Source organism: Streptomyces sp. NPDC055243 (genome assembly GCF_044544025.1).
GTDB lineage: Bacteria > Actinomycetota > Actinomycetes > Streptomycetales > Streptomycetaceae > Streptomyces.
In genome coordinates, this window is the sequence record NZ_JBITWR010000008.1 from 203,906 (window position 1) to 226,931 (window position 23,026).

Genomic DNA, 23,026 nt, shown 5'->3' on the forward strand with positions numbered 1-23,026 from the left:
CAGGCCCCCGGCCGGGCGGCAGGGGTCAAGAAAGGACCTTCCCGGGATTCAGCACCCCGTACGGGTCAAGGGCCTGCTTCACCGCGCGCTGCATGGCCATGACCTCCGGCGTGATCTCCGCGGCGAGGCCCGGGCGTTTGAGCAGGCCCACTCCGTGCTCGCCGGTGACCGTGCCGCCCAGTGCGATCGCGTCGGCGATGATCTCGGCGAAGGCCGCCTGGGCGCGGGCGCGTGCGGCGGCGTCGCCGGGCTCGGTGATCAGCAGCGGGTGCAGGTTGCCGTCGCCGGCGTGTGCGATGTTGGCGATGAGGATGTCGTGCCGGGCGGCGGTCTTCTCGATGCGGCCGAGCATCTCCGCGATGCGCTCCTTGGGTACGCAGACGTCCTCGGTCAGGACCGGGCCCAGGCGCTCCAGCGCGGGATAGGCGAGGCGGCGGGCGGCGAACAGGGCGTCGGCCTCCAGCTCGTCGGTGGACCGATCCGCCCAGGAGGCACCGGCCGCGCGGAAGCAGTCGACCATGCGCTCGGCCTGGGCGGCACCCGTCTCGCCCGGCTCGTCGATCCGGCCCAGGAGCACCACGTCGGCGTCGAGCGACAGGCCCATGTTCTTCCACGCGTCGACGGCACGCAGGCAGTGCCGGTCGATCAGTTCGAGGGCCGAGGGGGTCAGGCCCGCCGCGGCGACGGCGCGTACGGCATCGCCGGCGTCGACCACGGAGCCGAAGTGCCCGGCGACCGTGATCGCGGCCGGCGGCAGGGGCCGCAGGCGCACGGTCACCTCCGTGACGATGCCCAGCGTTCCCTCCGAGCCGACGACAAGGCCCGTCAGGTCGTAACCGGCGACGCCCTTGGCGGTGCGCCGTCCCAGCCGCACGATCTCGCCGAGCCCGTTGACCATCTCCAGAGCCAGGACGTAGTCACCGGTGACGCCGTACTTGACGCAGCAGACCCCGCCGGCGTTGGTGGCCACGTTGCCGCCGATGGTCGACCACGGGGAGCTTGCGGGGTCGGGCGGATACCAGAGCCCGTGCTCGGCCACCGCGGCGCGCAAGTGGTCGTTGACCACGCCGGGTTGGACGACCGCGAGCCGCTCCAGGGGGCTCACCTCGACGATCCGGTCCATGGCATCGAGCGCCACGACCACGTGCCCGTCGCCCGAGTTGGCTCCCCCCGACAGTCCGGTGCCCGCTCCGCGGGCGACGACAGGGGTGCGGTGACGGATACAGGCGCGGACCGTGTCGGCGACGTCTTGGGTGGACCTCGCGCGGACGACGGCCGCGGGGCGACCGCTGGGCGCCCATGCCGCTTGGTCACGGCGGAAGGCCTCGACGCTGTCCGGATCGGTGAGCACCCGGTCGGCTGGGATGTGCTCGAGGATCGCTCGAACAACCGTGGCGCTCATCGTGTGTCCTCTCGGTGGGTTCGCCCCGAGGCGGGCCTTCCGGTGGCGTGCATACCTGTATCCGTCCCCTCGGCGCAGCACCCCAGGTGGGCGCGGTGCTGCTGTGTCGATCGAAACACGGGTGCGTGGTGATCCGTACGGAGACAATCTCCACGCTCGCGCCCCTGCCACGGAGAGACCCTCCACAGTGGGCTCTTGCGGGCCACTGCATCATGTGAGGGTGCACACGACCGAGAACCGCTGGCTGCGGCTGCTGTCCGAGGCCCCGTCACCCGACGAGATCGACGCGCTGCGCCTCGCGCTCCTGGGCGAGGGCCGAGCCGTCGAGGACGTCGAGGACTGCGCCGCGCACGCCCGCGAGATCCTGCGCCGCATGACGCGCCAGCAGCGGGAGTCGGCCGAACTCTCGGCGCTCAACGACCTGGCCCGGCGTCTGGGGGCGTTGACCGCGTCCAGCGGGGTGCTGCGGGAAGTGGCGGCGCACGCGCGGCGGCTGCTCTCCGTCGATCTCGCCTACATCATGGTGCTCCACGACGACCAGCGGCTGCGGATCGAGACCGTCGACGGCTCGATGGGCTCGACACTGCGCGGCATCGAACTCGAATCGGGCGCGGGCCTGGGCGGACTGGTCCTGCGCAGCGGTGCGCCGCAGTCCACCGTCCGCTACCGCGAGGACCCGGCCATCGCCCGCACCCCCGCCGTCGACAGTGCCGCGGCGGCCGAGCAGCTCGGCGGAATCCTGGGCGTGCCGATGATCGTCGACGACGAGCCGGTCGGGGTCCTGCTCGCCGCCGACCGCAGCCCGCGCCGGTTCACCGACCGCGAGGTGGAGCTGCTCGCCGCCCTGGCGGCCCACGCGGCGGTGGCCCTGCGCAACGCCGCGCTCATCGCGGATCTGCGCGAGGCCAATCTGACGCTGCGGCGCGGCGATTCCCTGGCGCGGGCGGAGGCGCAACTGCGCGACCGGCTCACGGACGTGGTGGTCGGCGGGGGCGGCTATCGCGAGGTCGCACAGGCCATCACCGGAGCGACGGGCCTTACGGTGTCGGTCCTCGACGCGCACGGCGATCTGGTCGCCGGACCGGAGTGTGTGCATCCGCTGCCCTGGACCAGTGAGACGAGTGGGGAGCCGCAGGCCCCGCGCCGGTTCCGTCACGACGATCGCCACGGTGTGGCGCTGCCCGTGGTGGTGCGCGGAGGTCACACCGGTTCGCTGGTCGCCATCGGAGAGCACGCCTTCCCCGACGAGCATGTACGGCTGCTGTCGATCGGCGCGGTCACCGTGGCGCTGGTGGCCGCTCTCGAACGCTCGGTCCTGGAGACGCAGTTGCGCACCCGCGGCGAGGTGCTGACCTCGCTGCTCTCCGCCGAGGCCGACGAGGCGGGGGTGCGACGCCGTGCGCTGGGCGCGGGCATGGACGTCGACTCCGTCGCGGCCCTGGCCGTGGTGGACGCCCGCGACACCGACCACACGGCCGACCAGATCGCCCGCCTTGCCCAGGAGACCTCCGGCTGGAGCGCCCAGCTCGGCGACCAGATCACGTTCCTGGTGCCCGGCATCGGCCTGGCCGAACTCCGAGCGCTGGTGGAAGCGCGCGGTCTTGCCGGTCCGGTGGGGCTGGCCGCGTGCGGGCGCGGCGTCGCGGAGATCCGCCGGGCGCACCGGGAGGCGCGGCAGACGGCGACGATGCTGCGGGCCCTTGGCCGGCCCGGCGTGGTGGCCGAGCCCGCCGAACTGGGCGCCTATCGTTCCCTGTTCACCCAGGCCGGCACCGACGAGGCCCAGGTGTTCGTCCGCACGACCGTCGGCCCGCTGCTCGACCACGACCGGGCCAGGGGACGGGGCGGCGACCTGGCGGCCACGGTCTCGGCCTATCTGGCCAACGCGCAGCACCACGCCCGCACCTGCTCGGACCTGCACATCCACGCCAACACGCTCTACCAGCGCCTCAACCGCGCCGACGAGCTGCTCGGCGCGGGTTGGCGCGGCGCGGACCGGGCCCTGGACATCCAACTTGCCCTGCGGCTACATGAGTTGGCGAGTCGGCTGGCCTGAGAGGGCCGCGGTGTCTTCACCGCGGGCTCCCCCGCAGCAGGGAGCCGCCTCGCAGAGCACCTAGACGAGAACGAGAGCACCTAGGCTTCTTCGCATGCTGAAGCTCGGAATTCCCGTCATCGGTGTGACCGACATTCCCCGCGCCGTGGCCTTCTGGACGCAGGCGCTGGAGCTGGTCGCCACCGAGGAGTGGAAGAGCGAGACATGGCGGACGCTCGACCACGCCGACGGCTCGGGCCGGGCGCTGGGCCTGCTCCACAGTGCCTCGCCGGCAGAGCCCCGCCCGCGTCTCCACCTGGACCTGTTCACCGACACCACAAAAGAGCAACAGGCAGAGGTACGACGGCTGGTCTCACTCGGCGCGCAAACCGTCGAGTGGGACCTGTATCCGCCCGACCCGGACTTCGTCGTGCTCGCCGACCCGGACGGCAACCTCTTCTGCGTGGTCGACCTGAGCCGTGCGCCCAGCGGCAGCAACCGGCCGCCGACCTGACCGCCGCCCGCTCCTGTCGTGCAGGTCATGCAGGCGTCCGGGTGGTCGACCCCGCAAGGGGCGCCGTCTCACCGCCCTTGGCCCGCGGCCCCTCGCGCAGTACGGCCGCTCCCACCCCGGCGGCGACCATCACGATGCCGACGATCCACAGCCCGGTGTCGATGTCCCCGGTCGCGTCGCGGGCCCACCCCGTCACGTACGGCGCGAGGAAACCCGAGGCGTTGCCCAGGGTGTTGATCAGCGCGATGCCCGCCGCCGCTCCCGCGCTCGTCAGGACCGTGGGCGGGAAGTGCCAGAAGACCGGCAGCGCGCAGAAGATGCCGACGGCCGTGATGGTGACCATCAGCATGACCGCGTACGGAGAGTCCAGGTAGAGGGCGACAGGGATCGTCAGGCCCCCCACGACGGCCGGTGCCGCCAGGTGCCAGCGCCGTTCCCCGGTGCGGTCGGAGTGGCGGCTCCACAGGATCATCGCGAACGCTCCGGCCACGAAGGGCACGGCCACGATGGCACCGGTCTGCACGAGGCTGAACTCGGTGTCGAACCGCTCGGAGAAGCCGGCGACCATCGAAGGACCGAAGAACGACAGCGCGTACAGGCCGTACACGATCCCGAAGTAGATGCCGCCCAGGGCGAGCACCTTGCCGCTGAGCAGGGCACGCCAGGCGGAGCCCTCCGCGGCGGGCGCGAGCTCGGCGCGCTCGGCCTCCAGCTCGGAGGCCAGGGCCCGGCGCTCGCCGGGGGTGAGCCAGGCGGCGTCCGCGGGCCGGTCGGTGAGGTAGAACCAGCAGACCACGCCGAGCAGCACGGCCGGCACGCCCTCCAGCAGGAACATCACCCGCCAGCCCTCGAGGCCGAGGAACCCGTCGAGATACGTGATGATCGCTGTGGACAGCGGGGCTCCCAGGGCGCTGGACAGCGGGATGGCGACCAGGAACGCGCCGATCAGCCGCACTCGTTCGGCCTTCGGCAGCCACCACGTCAGATACAGCATGATCCCCGGGAAGAAGCCCGCTTCGGCGATGCCGAGCAGCACACGCACCGCGTACAGCTGCCCGGCCGACTGCACGAAGGCCAGCAGCATCGCGCACAGGCCCCAGGTCACCATGATGCGGGCGATCCAGCGCCGCGCGCCGAAGCGGTGCAGGGCGAGGTTGCTCGGCACCTCGAACAGCAGGTAGCCGATGAAGAACAGCCCCGAAGCGAGCCCGAACATGGTCTCGGTCAGACCGAGATCCGCGCTCATCGTCAGCTTGGCGAAGCCGATGTTCGTGCGGTCCAGATAGTTGACGAAGTACACGAGGCCCAGGAAGGGGATGAGCCTGCGAGCGATCTTGCGCAGTGCGCTGCGGCGCAGCGTCTCGGCTTCCGTCATCGACGACTCCTCATGTCCCTGTGCTGGTTGAACGACCGTTCTGCCAGGTGAGCCCGCTCACCGTAGGCAGGCCGCCACCGCAGGGACAGGGAGAAGTTCTCCTGCCTCGTACGGCATCGATGGAGAAACCGTCCATCCTGGGCACGCACATCCGCTGCCGCCGCACACACGACCGAACCCGTCCTTGACCCTCACGGCATGTGCAACCGGCGTACCCTAAGTGGTATGCAACACCCCGTCCTGCGTGGGGAGTTGATGGTGCGACGGGGGTGGGACATGTCGTCGGACGGTCGGCTGGTCGCAGTGGTGTTCGTCCACGGGCTTGCGTCGTCTCCTGAGGTGTGGAGGCCCTTCGAGCGGCTCATCGCCGGGGACCCGGAGCTGGGGTTCGTCGCGCCACTGCCGTTCCGGTACGCATCCCCGCGCCTGTGGTTCAACCCCCTGCGCCGCATCCCGTCCTTCGACGACATCGCCGGAAGCCTCAAGGTCTTCCTTGAAGTGGAGGCAGGCGACTACGACGCTGTCGTCCTGGTGTCGCACAGCCAAGGCGGTCTCGTCGTACAGCGTTACCTCGCCCGGATGCTCAACGAGGGGCGAGGGCGGGAGCTGCGCCGCGTCCGGTTGGCCGTTCTCTTCGCCTGTCCCAACTCGGGGTCCGAGCTGCTGCTGACTCTGCGGCGCGGCCTGCTGCCGAGGCATCCACAGGAGCGCGAGCTGCGCCCGCTCAACATGGCCGTCGCCGAGGCGCAGCGAACCGTACTCAATCGCGTGGTGCACGCCCAGCAGGTCGCCGCCGACACCTGTCCGATCCCGGTGCGGGTCTACGCGGGGGAGGAAGACGGGGTGGTGACGTCGGTTTCGGCGCGGAGCGTGTTCCCGCAGGCGGATGTGTTGCCCGGGGACCACTTCACGATCGTGCGGCCGGATTCCACGGCCCATCGGTCGTTCAGCACGCTGAGGCGCGACTTACTGGACGCACGGCACGACGCGACACGCAGAGGATCACCGGCCCATGAGAACGGTCGGGGCGACGACCCGGGGCAAGAACGTCAGGCAAGGATCCAGCACAACACGGTGACGGGTGGCGGACTGCTCTACACGGTGCAGGACGGTGCCATGCACATCCATCCGGCGCCCAGCCCGGGGGCAGCGGAAGACGGCGGGGAAAGTGGGCGATTCCGGTGAGTGATCCCTCCGCGGGCGACCGGCCCTCCGGCGGCGCGGCCCGGCAGATCATCAACGCCGAGGCGGGCGCGAGCGTTTACGCCGTCCTACAGGGAGACCTGCACATCCGCAACGGGTACCCGGTGTACCAGATCGTGCCCGTACCCTCCGAACATCCCGGCGTCAGCGGCCCACAGGCTGCCATGCGCCCCAGTGTGCTGCTGGCCGCGGAGAACGCGGTCGTCGGCTTCCGTGGACGCGAGGATGAAACGGCGCTGCTCCGGTCCTGGCGGGACGCACCAGAAGCGGGAGTCACCGCACTCCTTGTCCATGGCCCTGGCGGACAGGGCAAGACGCGGCTGGCCGCGCACTTCACCCAAGGCTCATCGGGCGAGGGGTGGCGGGTGTGCGAGGCGCATCACCTGAGCGACCCGACGGCCTACCAAGTGGTGCAGCCCGGCGAGTTGGGTGATGCGCTGCTGCTGGTCGTGGACTACGCCGACCGCTGGCCGCTGGACGATCTCCTGCTCCTGCTCCTCAACCCCCTGCTGCGCGTCCCCGGGCGGCGGACGCGGGTGCTGCTGCTGGCTCGCGCCGCTCAGTCCTGGTGGCCTGCCCTTCGGCACCGGCTCACCAAAGCGGGTTACCTCGACGCACGCACGGTGCCCCTCTCCTCCCTGGCGCCGACCCTCCCCGAGCGGCAGCGGGTCTTCGACGAGGCGGGCGCGGCGTTCTCGGCAGCCCTCGCCCTGCCGCAGCCGGACACGGCCACGCCTCCCGAATTGACAGGACCTGGGTACGAGACCGTGCTCACCCTGCACATGGCGGCCCTGGTGGCCGTGGAAGCCCGGGCACGCGGGGAGGAACCGCCTCTCGACCCGGCCGGACTCTCCTCCTATCTCCTGGATCGCGAACACGACTTCTGGCAGAACGCCCACGATCACGGCGGAGTGAGCGTCTCCCCTGCCGTGATGGGGCGCATCGTCTACACGGCGACGCTCACCCAGGGGCTGGGCCGAGCCGAAGCGGTCGCCGCGCTGGAGCAGAGCGGCGCCCTACCCGATGCACAGGCCGACGCGGCTCTCGACGATCACGCCTCCTGCTATCCGGTGCCAGCGGGCCAGGTGGACCAGACGTGGCTGCACCCCTTGCGACCGGACCGGCTCGGCGAGGACTTCCTGGCCTTGACGACTCCTGGGCACTCGCACCCGGCCTACGTTCCGGACAGCTGGGCAGACGGCGCCGCGGCCCGGCTGCTGCACGCCCCCAAGGGTGTACCCGGCTATGCCCGGCCGGCCGTGGTCACGCTCATCGACACAGCGCGCCGCTGGCCCCACATGGGCCGCACCACCCTCTTTCCGCTGCTGGCTCGTGACCCCGGCCTGGCATTGGCGGCCGGCGGTGCCGCCCTGGCGGGACTCGCGGAACTCCAGGACACCGACCTCGATGTCCTCCAGGCCGTGAACGACCTGCTGCCGCACCAGCTGAATGTCGACCTGGACACTGGAATCGCGGTGCTGGTGAAGCGCCTGACGGAGCATGAACTCGCCACGGACACCGACGACCGGACGCGCGGTCGACTGCACCAGTATCTCGCCGAGCGTCTCACCAACGCGGGCCGTCGCGAAGAAGCGCTGCGCGAGACGGAAACGGCAGTGGCGCTGCGCCGCACGGTCGCCCAGCGCGAGCCCTCCCTCAACCGTGAGCTCGCCCGGTCACTGACGGCCCTGGGGCGGTGCCTGGCCGAGTGCGGGCGCCGTGACGAGGCGGTGGAGGCGGCCCAGGAGTCAATCGGACTTCTGGGCAGGGAATCCGGCGCGTTGTCGCCCGCGGACAAGGCGTTCCTGGCCGCCGCCTACGGTGGCCTTGCCATGTGGCTCGCGGAGTCCGGCCAGGTCCGGCAAGCGGTGACGGCCGCGGAGGAAGGCGTCGCCCGCCTTCGTGAACTGGGGCTGTCCTCGGAAGGCCCGATGGCGGAGATGCTCGGTCTGCTGGGCGCACGGTTGAGTGCGGTCGGCAGCCCCCGGGCGGTCGAGGTGACCCTGGAGTCCATCGAACTTCTGCGGCCCCATGCCGCCGCCCAACCTCAGCTCTATGAGCCCCAGTTGGCCAGCGGCCTCAGCAATGTGGGGTACATGCTGCAAGGCCAGGGCCGCCACGAGGAGTCGCTCGACTCGCTTCGCGAAGCCATTGAGCGCGCCCGTCGACTGGGAAAGGCCAACCCCGACCGATGGGACGCCCTGCTGTCCCAAGCCCTGTGCAATCTCTCCGCGGTGCTGTGGGCCCTGGGACGCAGCGCCGAAGGCCTGGACGCCGCCCAGGAATCCGTACTGATCCGCCGCCGTCTCTCCGTCACGAACGACGCCGTGTTCTCCCCGTTGCTGGCCCAGTCGTTGAACAACTACGCGATCACCCTGCACCTCCAGGGCGAGCGTGCCGCGGCACTGGAGACCTCCGCGGAATCCCTCGCCATACGGGAGCGGTTCGCTGCGGCCCACCCACAGGCATACGAGATCGATCTGGCCAAGTCGCTCGACACCTTCGCCGAGATCAGGGCCGAGTGCCGCCACGACCTGCCGTCCGCGCTGGAGGCCGCTCGCCGAGCTGTGGAGATCTTCACCCGCTGGCACGCGCGGATGCCCGCCGCCTTCGCGTCCGCGTTGCGCTCCGTGGAGTCCACCCTCGCTCTGGTGACGGACGCCGCCGACAGCCCGGACGACACGGCTGGGGCCCAAGGCTGAGGGCCGAGCTGACGCACCCCAGAAGATGCACAGGCCGTAGCCGCCCAGGACGGCCGAGCAGCAGCACCTCGATTCCTCAGGCTCTCTGGAGTGAGCCCTCCGTCCGTCAACCCGTGCGGGACAAGAAGTCCTCCAGCCAGGCGACCGACGTCGCCACCTCCCGGGCGGCAGCGGCCGACAGGAGCGGTGCGGCCAGCGGGAGCAGGATCGCCAGCCGCAGGGCGTCGACCGCGCCGCACCATTGCCGGACAGTCAGCTCACGCAGTGCGTCACGGGCTCCGCAGGACGTCAGTGCTTCTCCGACGGCCCGGGCGCAGTACCTGGTGGTCCGCGGGCTCTCCCGCACCTCGCCGAACAGCGCCGCCGCCCGGGTCGCCGCGTCGCGCGCTTGGGCGCCCGTGCCGATCGCCGTGGCCAGCGCGGCGAGTGCCAGCAGCCGATCGGTCTCGCGCACGATCCGTTCCACCTGCGCTTGGGCGTCCGCGTACCGTCCCTGTGCCGTGCAGGCCGCAGCGATGGCCATGAGCACATCGTCGTCGGGCCGCTCGCTCCTCCCGTACAGGGCGAGGGCCGCCGCCGGATGTCCTGCTTGGGCGAGTGCCGTGGCGTTTCCCGCGCGCCATCGCTCGCGGTAGTGGGCCGGCAGGTCGCCGTCGGGCGGGGGCGTTGGCTGCGCTCCCAGTGCGCTCTGCAGACCCGCCGCCGTGCCGAGCGTCTTGAGCCGGTCCGGGTAGTCCCAGGACTCGGTGAACTCGCCCGGACGGACGGCGTGGACGGCCCGGCCGAGCCGCTCCAGCGCCTCCGCCCGATGCCCCCGGTCCTCCAGCGCCCTGGCGATGTCGATCCAGGCGCGCGCTCGGTCCACGCGCAGCCAGGCGTCGGGGAACCGGTCGGCGAGCGCGTCGGCCTCGGCCAGGAGGCCCACGCGTGCCAACGCTCCTGCCAGTCGGCTGCCCAGGGAGGGCACGATGCCGGTCGCGGGGGCTTCCCACCATGCCGTCACCGCTGCGCGCAGCGCCGCTCGCGCTGCCGGGAGCTCACCGAGGTCCGCCAAAGCGGTGCCCGCGCGGTAGAGGACACCTCCCTGATCGGCTGCTGGAAGGCCGCGCACGAGGTTCTGACCGTCCAACAGCGCTTGTACGGCATCTTGCGGGACGGTGCCACCCGCCTTGGCAGCCCAGTGCACCAGGGCGTCGGCGCGGGTCAGGGGATCCTCGATGGTGGCGATCGTCGAGGAGGCCTCGGTGAACTCGCCCGCGTCGATGAGAAGGCGCACGAGCCGGTCGGTGGCGTCGTGTGCTCCCTGGCGGTCCGCGTCGGCAGCCGTGCGCTTCGCCGTGGCCCAGTCCCCGTGCCGGGCCAGCAGGTCGAGCACGTCGTCGGTGAAGTAGTGCCGGATCGGCGCGGTGCCCATCAAGCGGATGTGCTGCTCGTCCTCGTCCAGGAGGGCTCTGGCGGCCTCACGGTGGCCCGTGGCGATCTCGTGCAGGGCGAGCGCTCCGGTGATCCGGGACCGTGCGTCGATGGCTTCGGCCCGCTGCGCCGCCTCGTGTGCGCTCTGCGCGGCACCGGAGCGCAGCAGACCGGACACGATGGTGAACAGGGCGTCGTCGGCTCTTCCGGTCGCGTCGGCGCGGCGCCCCGGAGGCAGGACCGAAACCCGGACGGGGGCGTTCTCCGCGTCCCGCATCAGGTCTACGACTGCCAAGGCCTCCTCCACGCGGCCCTGTCGCACGAAGGCGGCGGCGACGGCCTGGCCCGGAGCGGCCCGTTGCGCAGGAGCCATCTCGCGCATCACGGCGAGGGCCGGCTCCGGCCGGTCCGCGTCCGCCAGAGCCAGGGCCGCCCACAGGGGGTAGACGGGGAACGTGCCTTTGGCGCGGAGCCCGCGTTCGTTGTCCACGGCCGCGTCGTGGAGCCGGACTGCGAGCCGCTGGGCCTCGTCCGGTGCGCCGAGGTGGTCCAAGAGCGCGATCAGTTCTCCGGTGGCCGTCTCGGAGGGCAATTCTTCGCCCTCCACGTCGCGAACGGCCGCCTGGCACAGTGCCGTGGCCCGGGCGGTGTCGCCGACGAGCAGCAGGCCCCGGGCCAGGGCCGCGCGGGCCGACGCGCTTGTCCCGGCGTCCAGTGGAGCGCGGGCCAGGGATTCCTCGGCGGCGTCGAGACGGCTTCGTGCCGTGTCGGCATCTCCGCGCCGCAGTTCTGCGTCCACCAGACGGACCGTCATCACCGTACGGAGAGCGGGGTCCTGGATGTTCCGGATCGTCGCCTCCGCGTCGGCCGACTGCCCCACGGCGGCGTACGACTGGGTCAACGACACCCACATTCCGTCGAGTTGTTCTGGGGGTGCAGAGCGCGCGGCACGGCTTGCGTTCTGTCCGGCCCGGCCCAGCAGCTGCCGTGCGGCCTGCTGGTCGACGTCCCAGAGGAGGGTCGCGGCCTCGGCCGGCACACGCACGTGCTCCGCCGAAGGGACGGGTGCGTCGGCCAGGCTCAGGCACAGGGCCGTCAGATCCTCGCCGGTCTCGGCTCCCAGCTCCGACAGCCGCCGCCACACCGGAAGCAGGTCGTCGAGCGCGCCCAGCGCCGTGTCCTCGTCGGCGATCGCGGTGAGCGCCGCGACCGCGGCCCGGGTCGCGGTCAGCGCCGCCTCGATCCGGTCGTCGCCGGGTCGCGTACCGGCCTCACCCAGCAAGGCCATGGCGACATCGGCCAACACCGTCGCCCGCAGACGCGGATCCGGGACCGTTTCGATGAGCTTGAGGACGCGTCTGCCGTCGTCCAGCAGCATCCACGCGGCGTGCACGGCGGGGGCCCGGGTGGTCTCGGCGCCGGACAGCAGATGGGACAGCAACGCGTAGCGGAACAGCCGCGGCAGTGCCGCCGACGCGTCCGCCGACACCTCGTGGCGCGCGGCGCCGATGCCGAGCGCCAGATCGGCCAGGTAGGACGATGGCGTGACGTCGGCACGCGACTTGGCCACTCCGTAGTCCCCCGCGTCGAGGAGCTCGAACAGTTCGTGCCGCAGGCGGCCGTCGTAAAGATGTCGTGCGCAGTGGGTCAGGCCGTACCGGTGCACGGAGGGCGCCACCCGCTCGCCCGGTTCGGCCCATGCGCCGGCGAACAGGTGCCGAAGACGCCGCGCCACCAGGGCGTGAGTGCTGATCCTCTCGACATGCAGCTCCGGTTGCGCGCGCAGCCCTGGCGAGGTCACGAACTCGGCCAGGGTGGCGTGGTAGAAGCGGTGGCGGCCCTCTTCCTCCGCGAGGAACTGACCCAGCCGTCGCAGGGCCGTCGCCACGTCCGAGGGCTCGGCGTCGATGCCGCCGAGGGCGCGCAGCTCATCGAGGCCGACCGGCTCCGGCGCGATGCTGAGCACTTCGAGGAGCGGGCGGTAGACCGCGGCCCAGGCGTCGAGCATCGCGATCCGCCCCGTCAGGGTGTCGACGAGGCGTACGTCGCGTGCGCCCGCGGTAGCGCGGATCTGCCGCAGGAAGAATCCGTACAGACCGGTGATGTGCTGGGGCAGTTCACGCAGCGCGAGCAGGTCGCCCAGGGCGGCCGCGGCCTCGGCCGAGACGGCCGCTTCGTCGACGGCCCGTGCGAGAGCGTCCAGGTAGCCGATGTTACCGTTCGCCTTGAGGGTCGCCTCCCGTACGAAGTCGTGTGGGTCGCGGCCGGCTTCGGCCAGGGTCCGCGCGGCCGGCGGCCGGGCGGCCAGCTGCCGGGTGTACCGGCGCAGGTCCCGGGCGACGCGGTCGTCGTACGCCGCTATGCCCACGTGCGCGAGCACACCTGCCTGCCCCTCCAAGAGAGTCGTCACATCGAGGCTGGGCCGTGACGCGACGACCAGACGCAGGTTGGGCGGCAACTCCGGCAGACGCGCCAGCCACTGCGGGAGGCTGTGCTCCCCGTCGTAGGCCGCCGCCTCGTCGAGTGCGTCGACCAGGACGACGAGCCGGGCGCCGGGCCGCAGCCGCCGCAGCGCACGGGCCGGGTCGAACAGCGCCATGTGCTGAAGGTCGGACGGTTCGACGAGCCGCGGATCGCCGACCCATTCGCCGATCCGCAGGCCGGTGGCCTTGCCCCCGGCGCGCTCGACGTCCTGCTTGATGTGCAGGACCGTCTGGTGGAAGGGCGAGGTGAGCAGCCGTCGTACCTCCGCGCCCACCACCTCGCCTCCGTCGGCGAGTTCGCCGATCCGCTGCGTCACCTCGATGCGTATCTGCTCGGTCGTGAAGAGCTCTGGACAGGCGGAGGCCAGCTGGAAGCCCACCCGCAGCAGGAACGCACGTGCGGTCGGGTCGGCCAGCGGGGTGCGCTGATCACGCCGGATGAAGTAGCGCGGCCACGTCGGGTGGTCGTGGGCGAGCTGAGCCAGGCACGCGCTCTTGCCCGCTCCGGGTGCCGCGGTGAGCAGCACCACGCGGATGTCGTCACGGTCCAGTTGCCGCTGGATGTCCTGGGCCAGCCAGTCGCGGCGCAGGAAGTGCGCGGAGTCCACATGGGAGGTGACGACGGAGTCGAAGAAGAGATCGCTCGTGCGCATGGGGTAGGTCCGCCCCCGCCCGGACCGGCCCTAGCCGATCTCGTCGATGTCCACGGCGGCCCCCGAGACGGCGTGGTCGGACTCCTGGGTCACCGACACATCGCCCCTGGTCATCTTCTTGGACCGGACGCCGACCTGTGACTCCATCCGCTTCATCCTCTGGACGACCACGATGTGCGGCGCTGCTCGCTTCACCTCGTTCAGCAGGCGCTCGATCTCCTCACGCAGGGCGGCGTCGCGTTCGCACTCCGCCTCCAGGAGGTCCGTCATCTCCTGCGTGTGGGCCTGCGGGCCGTCGGCGAACTCCTCGACCGTGCCCTCGTGTTCGGTTCCCGCGAAGCGGGCCCGCAGCCGGGAGAGGAGTTCCTCCGCCTTGAGCCACGCGCTCTGGCCCGCGGCGCCGGCGAAGTCCTGAGCCGCTCTGGACAGGAAGGGGGTCAGCAGGGCGACGGCGCCGGTGGCCAGCGTGAGCGGATCCATGCGGATGCCCCCTTCCGTCCGAGTGGAGGCGAGTACTTGCCCTCATACGGGCGCTTTCCGGGAAATTAAGGCGGTTGCGGACGGGCGTCAACCCGGTCCGCCGCCTTCCGGTCGCGACCCCTGGACGATGAGCGCCCTGGCGATCAGGCTCCTGCCGGGAGTCCCGTCCGCTGCCGCGAGGTCAGGAGTGCCTCCGCGCCCGCGTACTGGGCACCGCCTCCCAACTCCTCCTCGATACGGATGAGCTGGTTGTACTTCGCGGTGCGGTCGGAGCGGGACAGCGATCCGGTCTTGATCTGGCCGCAGCCCGTGGCCACCGCCAGGTCCGCGATCGTCGTGTCCTCCGTCTCGCCCGAGCGGTGCGACATGACGACGGTGTAGCCCGCCCGGTGGGCGGTGTCGACGGTGGCCAGGGCCTCCGTGAGGGTGCCGATCTGGTTGACCTTCACCAGGACCGAGTTGGCGACGCCGGAGGCGATGCCCTCGCGCAGGATGGTCTCATTCGTGCAGAACACGTCGTCCCCGGTGAGCTGGCAGCGCGCGCCGACCCGTGCGGTCAGGTCCCGCCAGCCCGTCAGGTCGTCCTCGGCCATCGGGTCCTCGATCGACACGATGGGGTACGAGTCGATCAACTTGACCAGGTAGTCGGCGTTCTCGGCCGGCGTGCGCCGCACGCCTTCCCCGGTGTAGTCGTAGACGCCTTCGCGGAAGAACTCGGACGATGCCGGGTCCATGACCAGGCCGATGTCGATGCCCGGCCGGTACCCCGTGCGTTCGACGGCGGCCATCACGAAGTCGAGGGCCTCCTCGGCGGTGCGCAGGGCGGGCGCGAAGCCGCCCTCGTCGCCCACGCCCGTGGAGTGCCCGGCGGCGAGGAGGTCGCGGCGCAGGGTGTGGAAGATCTCGGACCCCATCCGCACGGCCTCGGCGAAGGTCTCCGCGCCGATCGGGGCGATCATGAACTCCTGGAAGTCCAGCGGATTGTCGGCGTGCGCGCCCCCGTTGACGATGTTCATCATCGGTACGGGCAGCAGCCGGGCGCCGGAGCCGCCGAGGTAGCGGTAGAGCGGCAGGCGATGGGCGGCGGCCGCGGCCTTGGCGGTGGCCAGGGAGACCCCGAGGATCGCGTTGGCGCCGAGCCTGGACTTGGCGGGAGTGCCGTCCGTGGCCACGAGCACGGCGTCGAGGCCGGTCTGGTCCTCGGCCTCGCGACCGGTGACGGCGCCCGCGAGTTCCGTATTGACGTGGCGGACCGCGCGGTCGACGCCCTTGCCGTGCCAGCGCGCCGGGTCGCCGTCACGGAGTTCGACGGCCTCGCGGGCGCCGGTCGAAGCGCCGGATGGGACCGCGGCCCGGCCGATGGATCCGTCCGCCAGTTCCACGTCCACCTCGACGGTGGGGTTGCCCCTGCTGTCGAGGACGCGGCGGCCGATGACGGAGGTGATGGCGGTCATGGGAGTCCTTCCCGTTGTCGCATACGTGCCGGGTTCGGCTGCGGCGACGGTGGCGCTGAACCCGACACGCAAAACTCTACAGCAGAGCTGCGCAGTTGTGCTGTGTAGTTTGGCTGTTCAGTCCCGCTGTGCAGTTCTGCCCGCGCAGCTACGCTGCGTTAAAATTCGGTATGCCCCTTCCGGAATCCGCCGCCGTCGCCGCCGAACTGCGCACCGCGATGGGAAAGCTCTCGCGGCGAGTGAAGCTCGAGGACCAGATGCCGCTCGGTCAGGTGGCCGTCCTCGGCGCCCTGGACCGCAACGGCGCGATGACGACCAGCGAACTGGCGGCCGATCAGCGGGTGCGCCCGCAGTCCATGGCCCGAGCCGTCGGGCTCCTCATGGAGCAGGAGCTGATCACGCGCCGGGCGCATCCGACCGACGGCCGCAAGAGCCTGGTCGAGCTCTCCCCTGCCGGGCAGGCACTGCTGGAGGAGGAGCGAGGCCGCCGGGCGGACTGGCTCGCGCGGGCCATCGAGGCGGAACTGACGGCGGAGGAGCGGGAGTTGCTGGCGCGGGGAATCGGTTTGGTGGAGAGGGTCGCGGCGCACTAGCTGTGCCCGGCGGACCACGGGCCGAGCCGGGGACGGACTCCCTGACCGCAAGAAGCGCACAGCCCGCGCATGGAACCAGGACCGTTGTCGGAGCGCGGTGCGACAATGCGGCATGAGCGATGCCATCGGGCCCGGCGGTGCCGACGGTGCCCACGAGGAGATCGACGCCGACTGGGTCCGGCTACGGCATGAATTGCGCTTCGGGCAGCTCCTCACCGGTACCGTCGCGCGCGTCCCCAAACCCGGAGCCATCGGCGTCTTCGTGGACCTCGGGGAGGCGGGCTCCGGGTACGGCGGGTTCGTCGACGTGCTGCTTCTTCCCCTGGACGCGGAACGCTGGCCCGCGGAAGGAACAGTGGGCGAGTTCGAGGTGTGGTGGGCCGGCGCGGAAAGTCGGCAGATCCGCCTGAAGCCGGTGGATCCCGCCTTCCTGCGCGAGGACTTCGCCGAATACGTCGCTCGCTGGCGGCCCGCGTGGCCCACGCTGATCGGGCACCCCATCGACCATGTGGAAAAGGCCCTCGCCATTCTGGAGCAGGAGTTCGCGGCGGCGGAGGGCAGCTTCCTGATCCGGCTGCGGGGCGATCTGACCTGGGACCGGGTCGCCTACACCCGCCTGGAGCGGGCGATGCGGATCGCCTGCGCGGCCCACCAATCGAGCGACCAGATCGACCGCTGGCTGGCCGACGGGTTCTACGAACTGGCGACGGCCGTCCCCTCCTGGACCTCGCACCCCGACTTCCCGCGGCCGACGCCTGTTTCCTACTACGAGGACTGCCTGGAACGCATCGGCGACCTGGCGGACTGGTTCTTCCGGGGCGAGTCCAACTACTCCGATGGCCATGTATGGACGGACCTTTAGACGGTGAGGCCCCTCTGCCGTACTAGGAGTTCTCGTCCGGCCACTGCCAGCTCATGCCGTAGATGCCTTGCCGGCATTGGGCGGCGTACAAATGGGCCGTGCCGGAGGAGTCCACCGCCAAGGGGCGCACCTTGCGCTGCTGGGCGGAGGCGTTCTCCCGGTAGAACGAGTGGCAGATCGCCGGGCGCCGGTCGTGGGGGAAGTACACCTGGAGCAGATAGGCGTCCTGGCTGCCGCGTATCCCCCGCTCGTGCAGCGTCGTCGGGTGGTCCTGCCGGACGGTGCGGATCTCGTAGTCGACGGTCGTGGTCTCGCCGAACGACAGCGGACGGCCGAAGCCGATCTGGAGCATCACCCCGCCCGATGCCGCGTCCTGCCGCATCGATTCCAGCTGTCCGCAGTGCACGGTCGCTTCGGGCAGCCCGGCGTCGGGATCGTCCAGGAAGTGCAGATTGACCAGCCGGTCGGGACCGTCGGCGACGGCGCGGACCAGGTGATTGATGGTCAGCCGGCTGACGCAGCCGCGCCGGTCCAGGTGCAGGACCTCGCGGGTCAGGAGGATGGCGATGCCCTGGTTGAAGCGGGGGAAGGCTTCGCCCAGTGCCTGTTCCTGCCGGGAGGCGTGACCGTAGAGACGGCGGGTCGCGTGCTCGTCGACGCGCACGGCCGGGCGGCGCCCGCGCGGGCGTTGCGGCTGCAGCAGACCGGACAGCTCGCCGGGCGCCAGCGCGAGGATGCTCTCCAGTTCGACCACCGCGCGCAGCGAGTCCGAGCGTTCGGGACGGGTGCGGTCGCGCTGCCAGTAGCTGAGGGTCGCGGGCGTGAGGCGGATGCCGCGGGCGGTGAGCCGCTCGCAGATCCGGTCCAGGGGAAGCCCGCGGCGGCGCACCGCTTCGCGCAGGGCCACGGCGAACGGAGCGGGGCGATCGGTCGAAAAGGCCGCTCCGGTACCGGATTCCGCGCCGTCCGACGTCAGTCCGGATGAGACCGTCACGAATTTCGCCTCCCGACATGACAAATGACGAGCCACACACCCGGATCATGCGCAACTGCCCGATTGACGCCGTTGCGTGTCATGGCCGGACATAGACGGCGGGCAAAGGAATTCCCGCCCGCACGCCTCGCCTACCAAACCCTGCCGGGACGGCGTACGTCAATATCCGTAACGCCGCTTCCGCATCACGTATCGGGCGCGCACATTCGGAGTCGGCGCCCATTAAGTGTTTACCTCTTTCGCCTTAAGGGCCGGTGCCTCGCCATGCCTTGTGCGACCCCCCGCACCAGCGGGAGTGTTTCGCCCACGGCACGGTCCGGGAAATCCCGCGTACCGCGCCGATGGATGTTCGGTGCACCAATTCGACCCCACCCGGTGCACCGAACATCTATATGCCACCCCCCACTTACCCTCGGAAGGCATTCACATGGCGCATGTTCGGCATTACCTCTTCGCTGCCGCTGCGGCGGGAGCCCTGGTGGCCACGACCGGTGTCACAGGTGCACACGCCGACTCAACCCCGGCGCCGCGCTACGAGCCGCAGATGATCGAGGCGTTGGCTGACACCCTCGGCGTGAGCGACACCGCCGCCGTGCGTCGCCTCGACGAACAGGCCGACCAGCAGCGGCGGCTGGCCCGGCTCCAGCGGGACGGTGTCCGCACGGACGGCGCGTTCTTCGACGCGAAGGGCACGCTGACCGTGAACGTCGGCGCCGCCCCTGCGGCGGCGCGGGTGAAGGCCACCGGCCTGACCGCCCGCATACCCGGCCGGGGCGAGGCGGAGCTGACACGCATCACCTCCGCACTCGACGCGGCGGCGGCCAAGCGTGTCCCGAGCGGCATAACCTCCTGGGAGGCCGACCTGGCCTCCGACACGGTCAAGGTCACCGTGGCCGACGCCGGCACCCCGCAGGCCCGCGCCTTCCTGAAGGAGGCCCGCAGACACGGGAAGGCCGTCCGCATCGTCAAGAGCGGGCAGGAGCTCCAGGCGAAGGCGGCCGTCGCGCCGGGCAGCCGGATGAACATCAACAACCAGCCCGGCTCGTGGTGTTCGGTGGGCTTCGGCGCACGCAGCGCCGCGGGCCGGCAGTATCTCGTCACCGCGGGCCACTGCGTGACGGGCAACCCGGGCCTCTACTTCAACGGTTCGAAGTTCGCCACCGGCTCCACGACCCGCTTCGCGGTCGGCCAGAACAGCGTGGACATGGGCCTGGCGACGATCGAGCCGGGATCCTCGATCACCACGGCGGTCGGCACCTGGGGCAACGGCGCCTCGGTACCGGTGCGCGGCAGCCAGCGCGCGGCGGTCGGCGCGACCCTGTGCAAGTCCGGCTCGACGACGGGCTGGACCTGCGGCCGGGTCGGCGCGTACAACGTCACCGTCACCTACACCGACCGCAACGGCGGCCCGGACACCGTGGTCAGCGGCCTGGGCCGGTCCACGGTGTGCGTGGAGGGCGGCGACAGCGGCGGCGCCTACATCGCGGGCAACCAGGCCCAGGGCATGACCTCGGGCGGCCCGACGAACCAGTCGTGCGGCGGGGTGAACCTCCAGGGCTCGTCGTACTTCCAGCCCCTGGACGACACGCTGCGGCACTACGGCCTGACGCTCAACACGAACTGACGGTCTGAGGTCGAAGGGGCCGCTGCCGGAACCCCGGCAGCGGCCCCGGCGCTGTCACGTGGGCCCTTCGAACGCCGCACGACGGATGTGGAACTGTCGTGTGGAGTTTTCGAATGCCGAAACCGTACGCCGTCGGGCCCGTTGGGTCTGTTGAGCCCAGGGAAGGTCCTCCCGGGCTCAAGCCCTCGTACCGACGGAGTGAGGCCATGGCTACGCCCAACGACGCCCTGCTCAGCCTGATCCGTGAGGCCGGCTGGACGTACGAAGCCCTGGCACGCCGCGTCAACGCCGACGCCCGTCGGCACCAGCTGGGGACCACCTACGACCGGACGACGGTCGCGCACTGGATCCGCGGCTCCCGCCCTCGCCGCCCGGTTCCGGAGCTGCTGTGCGGGCTGTTCACGCAGCGGCTCGGGCGGCTGATCACGCCGGCGGAGCTGGGGCTCGCCGATGGCCGGCCGGCGGGGCTCAAGGACGCGGCCTCGCTCATCGCCGCCATCCCCGGCCTCGAAGCAAGCAGCGTACGAAGCGGCAGTCACGGCGAAGAGGCGCCCACCCGTGTACCCGAACAGCGCGCCCATCCGGACAGCGAGGACCGGGCCGTTCCGGCCGCGCACGAGCAGGTGTGGCGCGGGGCCGAGCGGTTCTTCGTGCAGCAGACGGGCGCCTTGGGCGGGAGGCACACCGAGCCGGTGCTGCTGGCCTACTTGCAGTCCACCTTCGGCCCCGCGGGCGGCGCCCCGGTCGTGGGTACGGAGTCCAGGGCGGGTTTGGTGCATGCCGCGCGCACCGCTGTTCTCCTGGCGGGCAGTTACGCCGACGCCTGCCGCACCCAGGAGGCGGAGGGGGCGCTGAGCGCCGCCGAGGCGCTCGCCGATCACGCACAGGACAGGCCCGTCCAAGCCATCGCCTTGCGGCAGTTGAGCGAGAGCGCCCTGCTGCAGGGCATGGTCCCCCTCGCGTCGGGGTATCTCGACCGCGCTCTGGAGGTCTCCCGTCACGCGCCGAACCCGGTGCGTGCGTACGTCGCCGCGCAGGCGGCCCGGGTGTGCGCGGCGCGCCGGGAGCGCCCGGCGGCCCTGGAGTGGCTGGAGACCGCGTCGCGATTACTGCCGCACTACACCGGCGGCGAGGATCCCTTCGCGGTCTATTCCGCGGCGTCCCTGCACTATCAGCGGGCCGCCGTGCTGCTCCGGCTCGGTGAGACGGGTGAGGCCCATGAGGCGCTCACCGCATCGCTCGAGGAGCGGCCCGCGCAGGAATCGCGCGCGGTCCTGTTCAGCCTGCTCCTCAAGGGCAGGCTGTGCCACGCGGAGGGCCGCCGTGAGGAGCTGTCCGTGGCCGTGGACGCCGCCGAGCGCATGAACGTCGCCATCGCGTCGGTCAGCGCCGCCCGGGAGATCGCACGCATCCGCTCCGCACAGCAGGTCTGAGCGGGGCGCCGTGGCCGCGCGGACATGCGCGCCGCGAACGGGTCGCCGAGCATGGAGACATGAACGATCCCTGGCTTGTCGCGCAGCTTCTTGCCGTCCACGGCCCCTCCCGGTCGGGCACGGCCGATGCTCTGCACCCCCTCGGGCCCCGCACCGCGCACAGCGGCTTGCGGCGCAAGGACTGCGAAGCCCCGTGCGCGGGATTCAACACGTTCAACAACGACCTGGGGCGTGGTGCCGACCCTGCCGAGGGGGCCGGTCGTTGACTGATCGGAGCGAGGCCAGCGTCGGCGTCTTCGGCCCCTGTCCCGCGCGTCAGGCCGCACCGTAATGGCGGCATTTCTTCATCCCTTGGCGTGACTCCCGTTCGGCGCAGCGGCCGTAACGTTCCTGCACGCCCCCTTTTGAGCTGCGCGATCGCCACCGATTGGCGCCTCTAGGTCTTTCGTTCGAAGAACTGCATGTTCTTCCCAAGATCCTTTGCCCCCATAAGGTCATGCCGTTTCCAGCGGAACGCGATCCCGGGTGAGGTGTGGGTGTCGGGCGAACTCTTTTGCCGTGCACTTGAATTGAGGCTCCGTCAGATGACAGGGCCAAGGCTGCGAGCGGCGTACTGCCGTCAGACCGGCCGCGCGGAGAGGGCTCCTTGGTGATGCCCTCCCCCACTCACGGGACGGCCGCGGAGCGAACCGCCGTGCTCGAAGGCCTCGCCGGCGTCGTGCCGCCCCGCGCGGTGAGCAACGACGACCTGCCGGCCGCCTGGGACACCGACGACGCATGGGTGCGCCGGCGCACCGGCATCCGCGTACGCCACTGGGTCGCGCCCGGGGTGTCGACCGGAGACCTGGCCTTGGAGGCCGCACGGCGCGCGCTCGCCGTGGCGGCCGCCGCACCGGTCCGCCCGCTCGGCGCAGCCACCACCGCCCCCGTCGACGCGGTCGTGGTGGCCACATCCACCCCCGACCGGCCGATGCCCGCCATGGCACCGCAGCTCGCCCACCGCCTCGGCCTCGGCCCGGTCGCGGCCTGGGACGTCGCCGCGGCGTGCAGCGGATTCGTGTACGCGCTCGCCGGCGCCGCCGGAGCGATCGGGGCGGGCATCGCGAACCGGGTCCTGGTCGTCGCCGCCGAGGTGTACTCCACGCTGATCGCCCCGGACGACCGCGGCGCGGGCGTCGTCTTCGCGGACGGCGCGGGCGCGGTGGTGCTGCGCCGGGGCGAGCAGGGCGAACCCGGCAGCGTCCTGGGCTTCGACCTGGGCAGCGACGGCGCCGGCCACGAACTGATCGAAGTGCCGGGCGGTGGCGCGCTGGCACGTTCCGCACCCGATCGCTACACCCCGGCGGACCTGCACTTCAAGATGCGGGGACGCGACGTGTTCCAGGAGGCCGTCACCCGTATGACGCTCTCCGCACAACTGCTGCTCAAGAACGTCGGCTGGTCGGTGCACGACATCGACCGGTTCGTGGCGCACCAGGCCAACGCGCGGATCCTGAACGCCGTGGCCGAGCGCATCCCCGTACCCTCCGACCGGCAGGTCGCCAACATCGACCGGGTCGGCAACACCGGGGCCGCCTCCATCCCGCTGGCGCTGGCCGACGCGGCCGAACACGGCCGGCTCCACGCCGGGCAGCGCGTCCTGCTCACCTCCTTCGGGGCCGGGCTCACCTGGGGCTCCGCGGCCCTGCTGTGGCCCGACCTCGCCCCGGTTCCCTCCGTCCACAGCACCGACGGCCCGCCGCGCTCCCGCTGAGCAGCAGCTCTCCCGCCGTTCCCGTTCCTCCACTTCCTCCGCTTCCTGCACTT

16 protein-coding genes are annotated in these 23,026 nt (G+C 71.4%); 10 read left to right on the forward strand and 6 right to left on the reverse strand.

Going from position 1 to position 23,026, the window contains the following annotated elements:
• Nucleotides 1-25: 25 nt before the first annotated feature.
• Nucleotides 26-1,402 (reverse strand): FAD-linked oxidase C-terminal domain-containing protein, encoded by a 1,377-nt coding sequence (locus ACIGXX_RS24130; RefSeq protein WP_351166202.1) that lies wholly within the window; start codon nucleotides 1,400-1,402, stop codon nucleotides 26-28.
• Nucleotides 1,403-1,622: 220 nt separating this feature from the next.
• Here ACIGXX_RS24130 and ACIGXX_RS24135 point away from each other — a divergent pair, with 220 nt between their 5' ends.
• Entirely contained in the window at nucleotides 1,623-3,458 is a 1,836-nt protein-coding gene (locus ACIGXX_RS24135; protein ID WP_399978631.1) for a GAF domain-containing protein, read from the forward strand.
• Nucleotides 3,459-3,552: 94 nt separating this feature from the next.
• Nucleotides 3,553-3,951 (forward strand): VOC family protein, encoded by a 399-nt coding sequence (locus tag ACIGXX_RS24140; RefSeq protein ID WP_366461724.1) that lies wholly within the window; start codon nucleotides 3,553-3,555, stop codon nucleotides 3,949-3,951.
• A 25-nt stretch (nucleotides 3,952-3,976) separates the two neighbouring features.
• On the opposite strand, the gene ACIGXX_RS24145 is transcribed toward ACIGXX_RS24140, so the two are convergent.
• Nucleotides 3,977-5,326, reverse strand: coding sequence for an MFS transporter (locus tag ACIGXX_RS24145; protein WP_399978635.1), 1,350 nt, complete (start codon nucleotides 5,324-5,326; stop codon nucleotides 3,977-3,979).
• A gap of 225 nt (nucleotides 5,327-5,551) precedes the next feature.
• On the opposite strand from ACIGXX_RS24145, the gene ACIGXX_RS24150 reads away from it, so the two are divergent.
• Both ACIGXX_RS24150 and ACIGXX_RS24155 read left to right on the forward strand, forming a co-directional pair.
• Nucleotides 5,552-6,511 carry an esterase/lipase family protein gene (locus ACIGXX_RS24150; protein ID WP_399978638.1) on the forward strand — a complete coding sequence of 320 codons (960 nt, stop codon included), beginning with the start codon at nucleotides 5,552-5,554 and terminating at the stop codon, nucleotides 6,509-6,511.
• A complete protein-coding gene (locus ACIGXX_RS24155; RefSeq protein ID WP_399978641.1) occupies nucleotides 6,508-9,231 on the forward strand; it encodes a tetratricopeptide repeat protein in 2,724 nt (907 codons plus the stop codon). Before ACIGXX_RS24150 ends, ACIGXX_RS24155 begins: the two co-directional genes overlap by 4 nt.
• A gap of 106 nt (nucleotides 9,232-9,337) precedes the next feature.
• On the opposite strand, the gene ACIGXX_RS24160 is transcribed toward ACIGXX_RS24155, so the two are convergent.
• The 3 genes from ACIGXX_RS24160 to eno all read right to left on the reverse strand — a co-directional run bounded on the left by ACIGXX_RS24160 (nucleotide 9,338) and on the right by eno (nucleotide 15,714).
• Nucleotides 9,338-13,780 carry a hypothetical protein gene (locus tag ACIGXX_RS24160; RefSeq protein WP_399978644.1) on the reverse strand — a complete coding sequence of 1,481 codons (4,443 nt, stop codon included), beginning with the start codon at nucleotides 13,778-13,780 and terminating at the stop codon, nucleotides 9,338-9,340.
• 30 nt (nucleotides 13,781-13,810) lie between these two features.
• The gene (locus ACIGXX_RS24165; RefSeq protein ID WP_351166188.1) at nucleotides 13,811-14,260 is read right to left on the reverse strand and encodes a hypothetical protein; all 450 of its coding nucleotides are present in this window, start codon (nucleotides 14,258-14,260) and stop codon (nucleotides 13,811-13,813) included.
• A 143-nt stretch (nucleotides 14,261-14,403) separates the two neighbouring features.
• Nucleotides 14,404-15,714 carry a phosphopyruvate hydratase gene (gene eno, locus ACIGXX_RS24170; protein ID WP_399978648.1) on the reverse strand — a complete coding sequence of 437 codons (1,311 nt, stop codon included), beginning with the start codon at nucleotides 15,712-15,714 and terminating at the stop codon, nucleotides 14,404-14,406.
• Nucleotides 15,715-15,884: 170 nt separating this feature from the next.
• Here eno and ACIGXX_RS24175 point away from each other — a divergent pair, with 170 nt between their 5' ends.
• Together ACIGXX_RS24175 and ACIGXX_RS24180 are read left to right on the forward strand one after the other, a co-directional pair.
• A complete protein-coding gene (locus tag ACIGXX_RS24175) occupies nucleotides 15,885-16,307 on the forward strand; it encodes a MarR family transcriptional regulator (RefSeq protein ID WP_361465693.1) in 423 nt (140 codons plus the stop codon).
• Nucleotides 16,308-16,419: 112 nt separating this feature from the next.
• Nucleotides 16,420-17,169 carry a hypothetical protein gene (locus tag ACIGXX_RS24180; protein WP_399978652.1) on the forward strand — a complete coding sequence of 250 codons (750 nt, stop codon included), beginning with the start codon at nucleotides 16,420-16,422 and terminating at the stop codon, nucleotides 17,167-17,169.
• A 22-nt stretch (nucleotides 17,170-17,191) separates the two neighbouring features.
• Here the strand turns inward: ACIGXX_RS24180 and ACIGXX_RS24185 are convergent, their stop codons facing one another.
• Nucleotides 17,192-18,163, reverse strand: a complete 972-nt coding sequence (locus ACIGXX_RS24185) for an XRE family transcriptional regulator (RefSeq protein ID WP_399978655.1) — start codon at nucleotides 18,161-18,163, stop codon at nucleotides 17,192-17,194.
• A 427-nt stretch (nucleotides 18,164-18,590) separates the two neighbouring features.
• Here ACIGXX_RS24185 and ACIGXX_RS24190 point away from each other — a divergent pair, with 427 nt between their 5' ends.
• The 4 genes from ACIGXX_RS24190 (at nucleotide 18,591) to ACIGXX_RS24205 (ending at nucleotide 22,973) form a co-directional block, all read left to right on the forward strand.
• A complete protein-coding gene (locus ACIGXX_RS24190; protein WP_351166178.1) occupies nucleotides 18,591-19,787 on the forward strand; it encodes a S1 family peptidase in 1,197 nt (398 codons plus the stop codon).
• Between the two features lie 206 nt (nucleotides 19,788-19,993).
• Nucleotides 19,994-21,220, forward strand: coding sequence for a hypothetical protein (locus tag ACIGXX_RS24195; protein WP_366461729.1), 1,227 nt, complete (start codon nucleotides 19,994-19,996; stop codon nucleotides 21,218-21,220).
• A gap of 59 nt (nucleotides 21,221-21,279) precedes the next feature.
• Nucleotides 21,280-21,486: a hypothetical protein gene (locus ACIGXX_RS24200; RefSeq protein ID WP_366461730.1), complete on the forward strand. Its 207-nt coding sequence runs from the start codon at nucleotides 21,280-21,282 to the stop codon at nucleotides 21,484-21,486.
• 386 nt (nucleotides 21,487-21,872) lie between these two features.
• A complete protein-coding gene (locus tag ACIGXX_RS24205; protein WP_361465709.1) occupies nucleotides 21,873-22,973 on the forward strand; it encodes a beta-ketoacyl-ACP synthase 3 in 1,101 nt (366 codons plus the stop codon).
• The last annotated feature ends 53 nt before the right edge of the window (nucleotides 22,974-23,026 follow it).

Coding starts and splice junctions, on each gene's coding strand:
- ACIGXX_RS24180 (WP_399978652.1), top strand. CDS start 16,420: ATGAGCGATGCCATCGGGCCCGGCGGTGCCGACGGTGCCCACGAGGAG.
- ACIGXX_RS24175 (WP_361465693.1), top strand. CDS start 15,885: ATGCCCCTTCCGGAATCCGCCGCCGTCGCCGCCGAACTGCGCACCGCG.
- ACIGXX_RS24190 (WP_351166178.1), top strand. CDS start 18,591: ATGGCGCATGTTCGGCATTACCTCTTCGCTGCCGCTGCGGCGGGAGCC.
- ACIGXX_RS24160 (WP_399978644.1), bottom strand. CDS start 13,780: ATGCGCACGAGCGATCTCTTCTTCGACTCCGTCGTCACCTCCCATGTG.
- ACIGXX_RS24195 (WP_366461729.1), top strand. CDS start 19,994: ATGGCTACGCCCAACGACGCCCTGCTCAGCCTGATCCGTGAGGCCGGC.
- ACIGXX_RS24200 (WP_366461730.1), top strand. CDS start 21,280: ATGAACGATCCCTGGCTTGTCGCGCAGCTTCTTGCCGTCCACGGCCCC.
- ACIGXX_RS24140 (WP_366461724.1), top strand. CDS start 3,553: ATGCTGAAGCTCGGAATTCCCGTCATCGGTGTGACCGACATTCCCCGC.
- ACIGXX_RS24145 (WP_399978635.1), bottom strand. CDS start 5,326: ATGACGGAAGCCGAGACGCTGCGCCGCAGCGCACTGCGCAAGATCGCT.
- ACIGXX_RS24150 (WP_399978638.1), top strand. CDS start 5,552: ATGCAACACCCCGTCCTGCGTGGGGAGTTGATGGTGCGACGGGGGTGG.
- eno (WP_399978648.1), bottom strand. CDS start 15,714: ATGACCGCCATCACCTCCGTCATCGGCCGCCGCGTCCTCGACAGCAGG.
- ACIGXX_RS24165 (WP_351166188.1), bottom strand. CDS start 14,260: ATGGATCCGCTCACGCTGGCCACCGGCGCCGTCGCCCTGCTGACCCCC.
- ACIGXX_RS24130 (WP_351166202.1), bottom strand. CDS start 1,402: ATGAGCGCCACGGTTGTTCGAGCGATCCTCGAGCACATCCCAGCCGAC.
- ACIGXX_RS24205 (WP_361465709.1), top strand. CDS start 21,873: ATGCCCTCCCCCACTCACGGGACGGCCGCGGAGCGAACCGCCGTGCTC.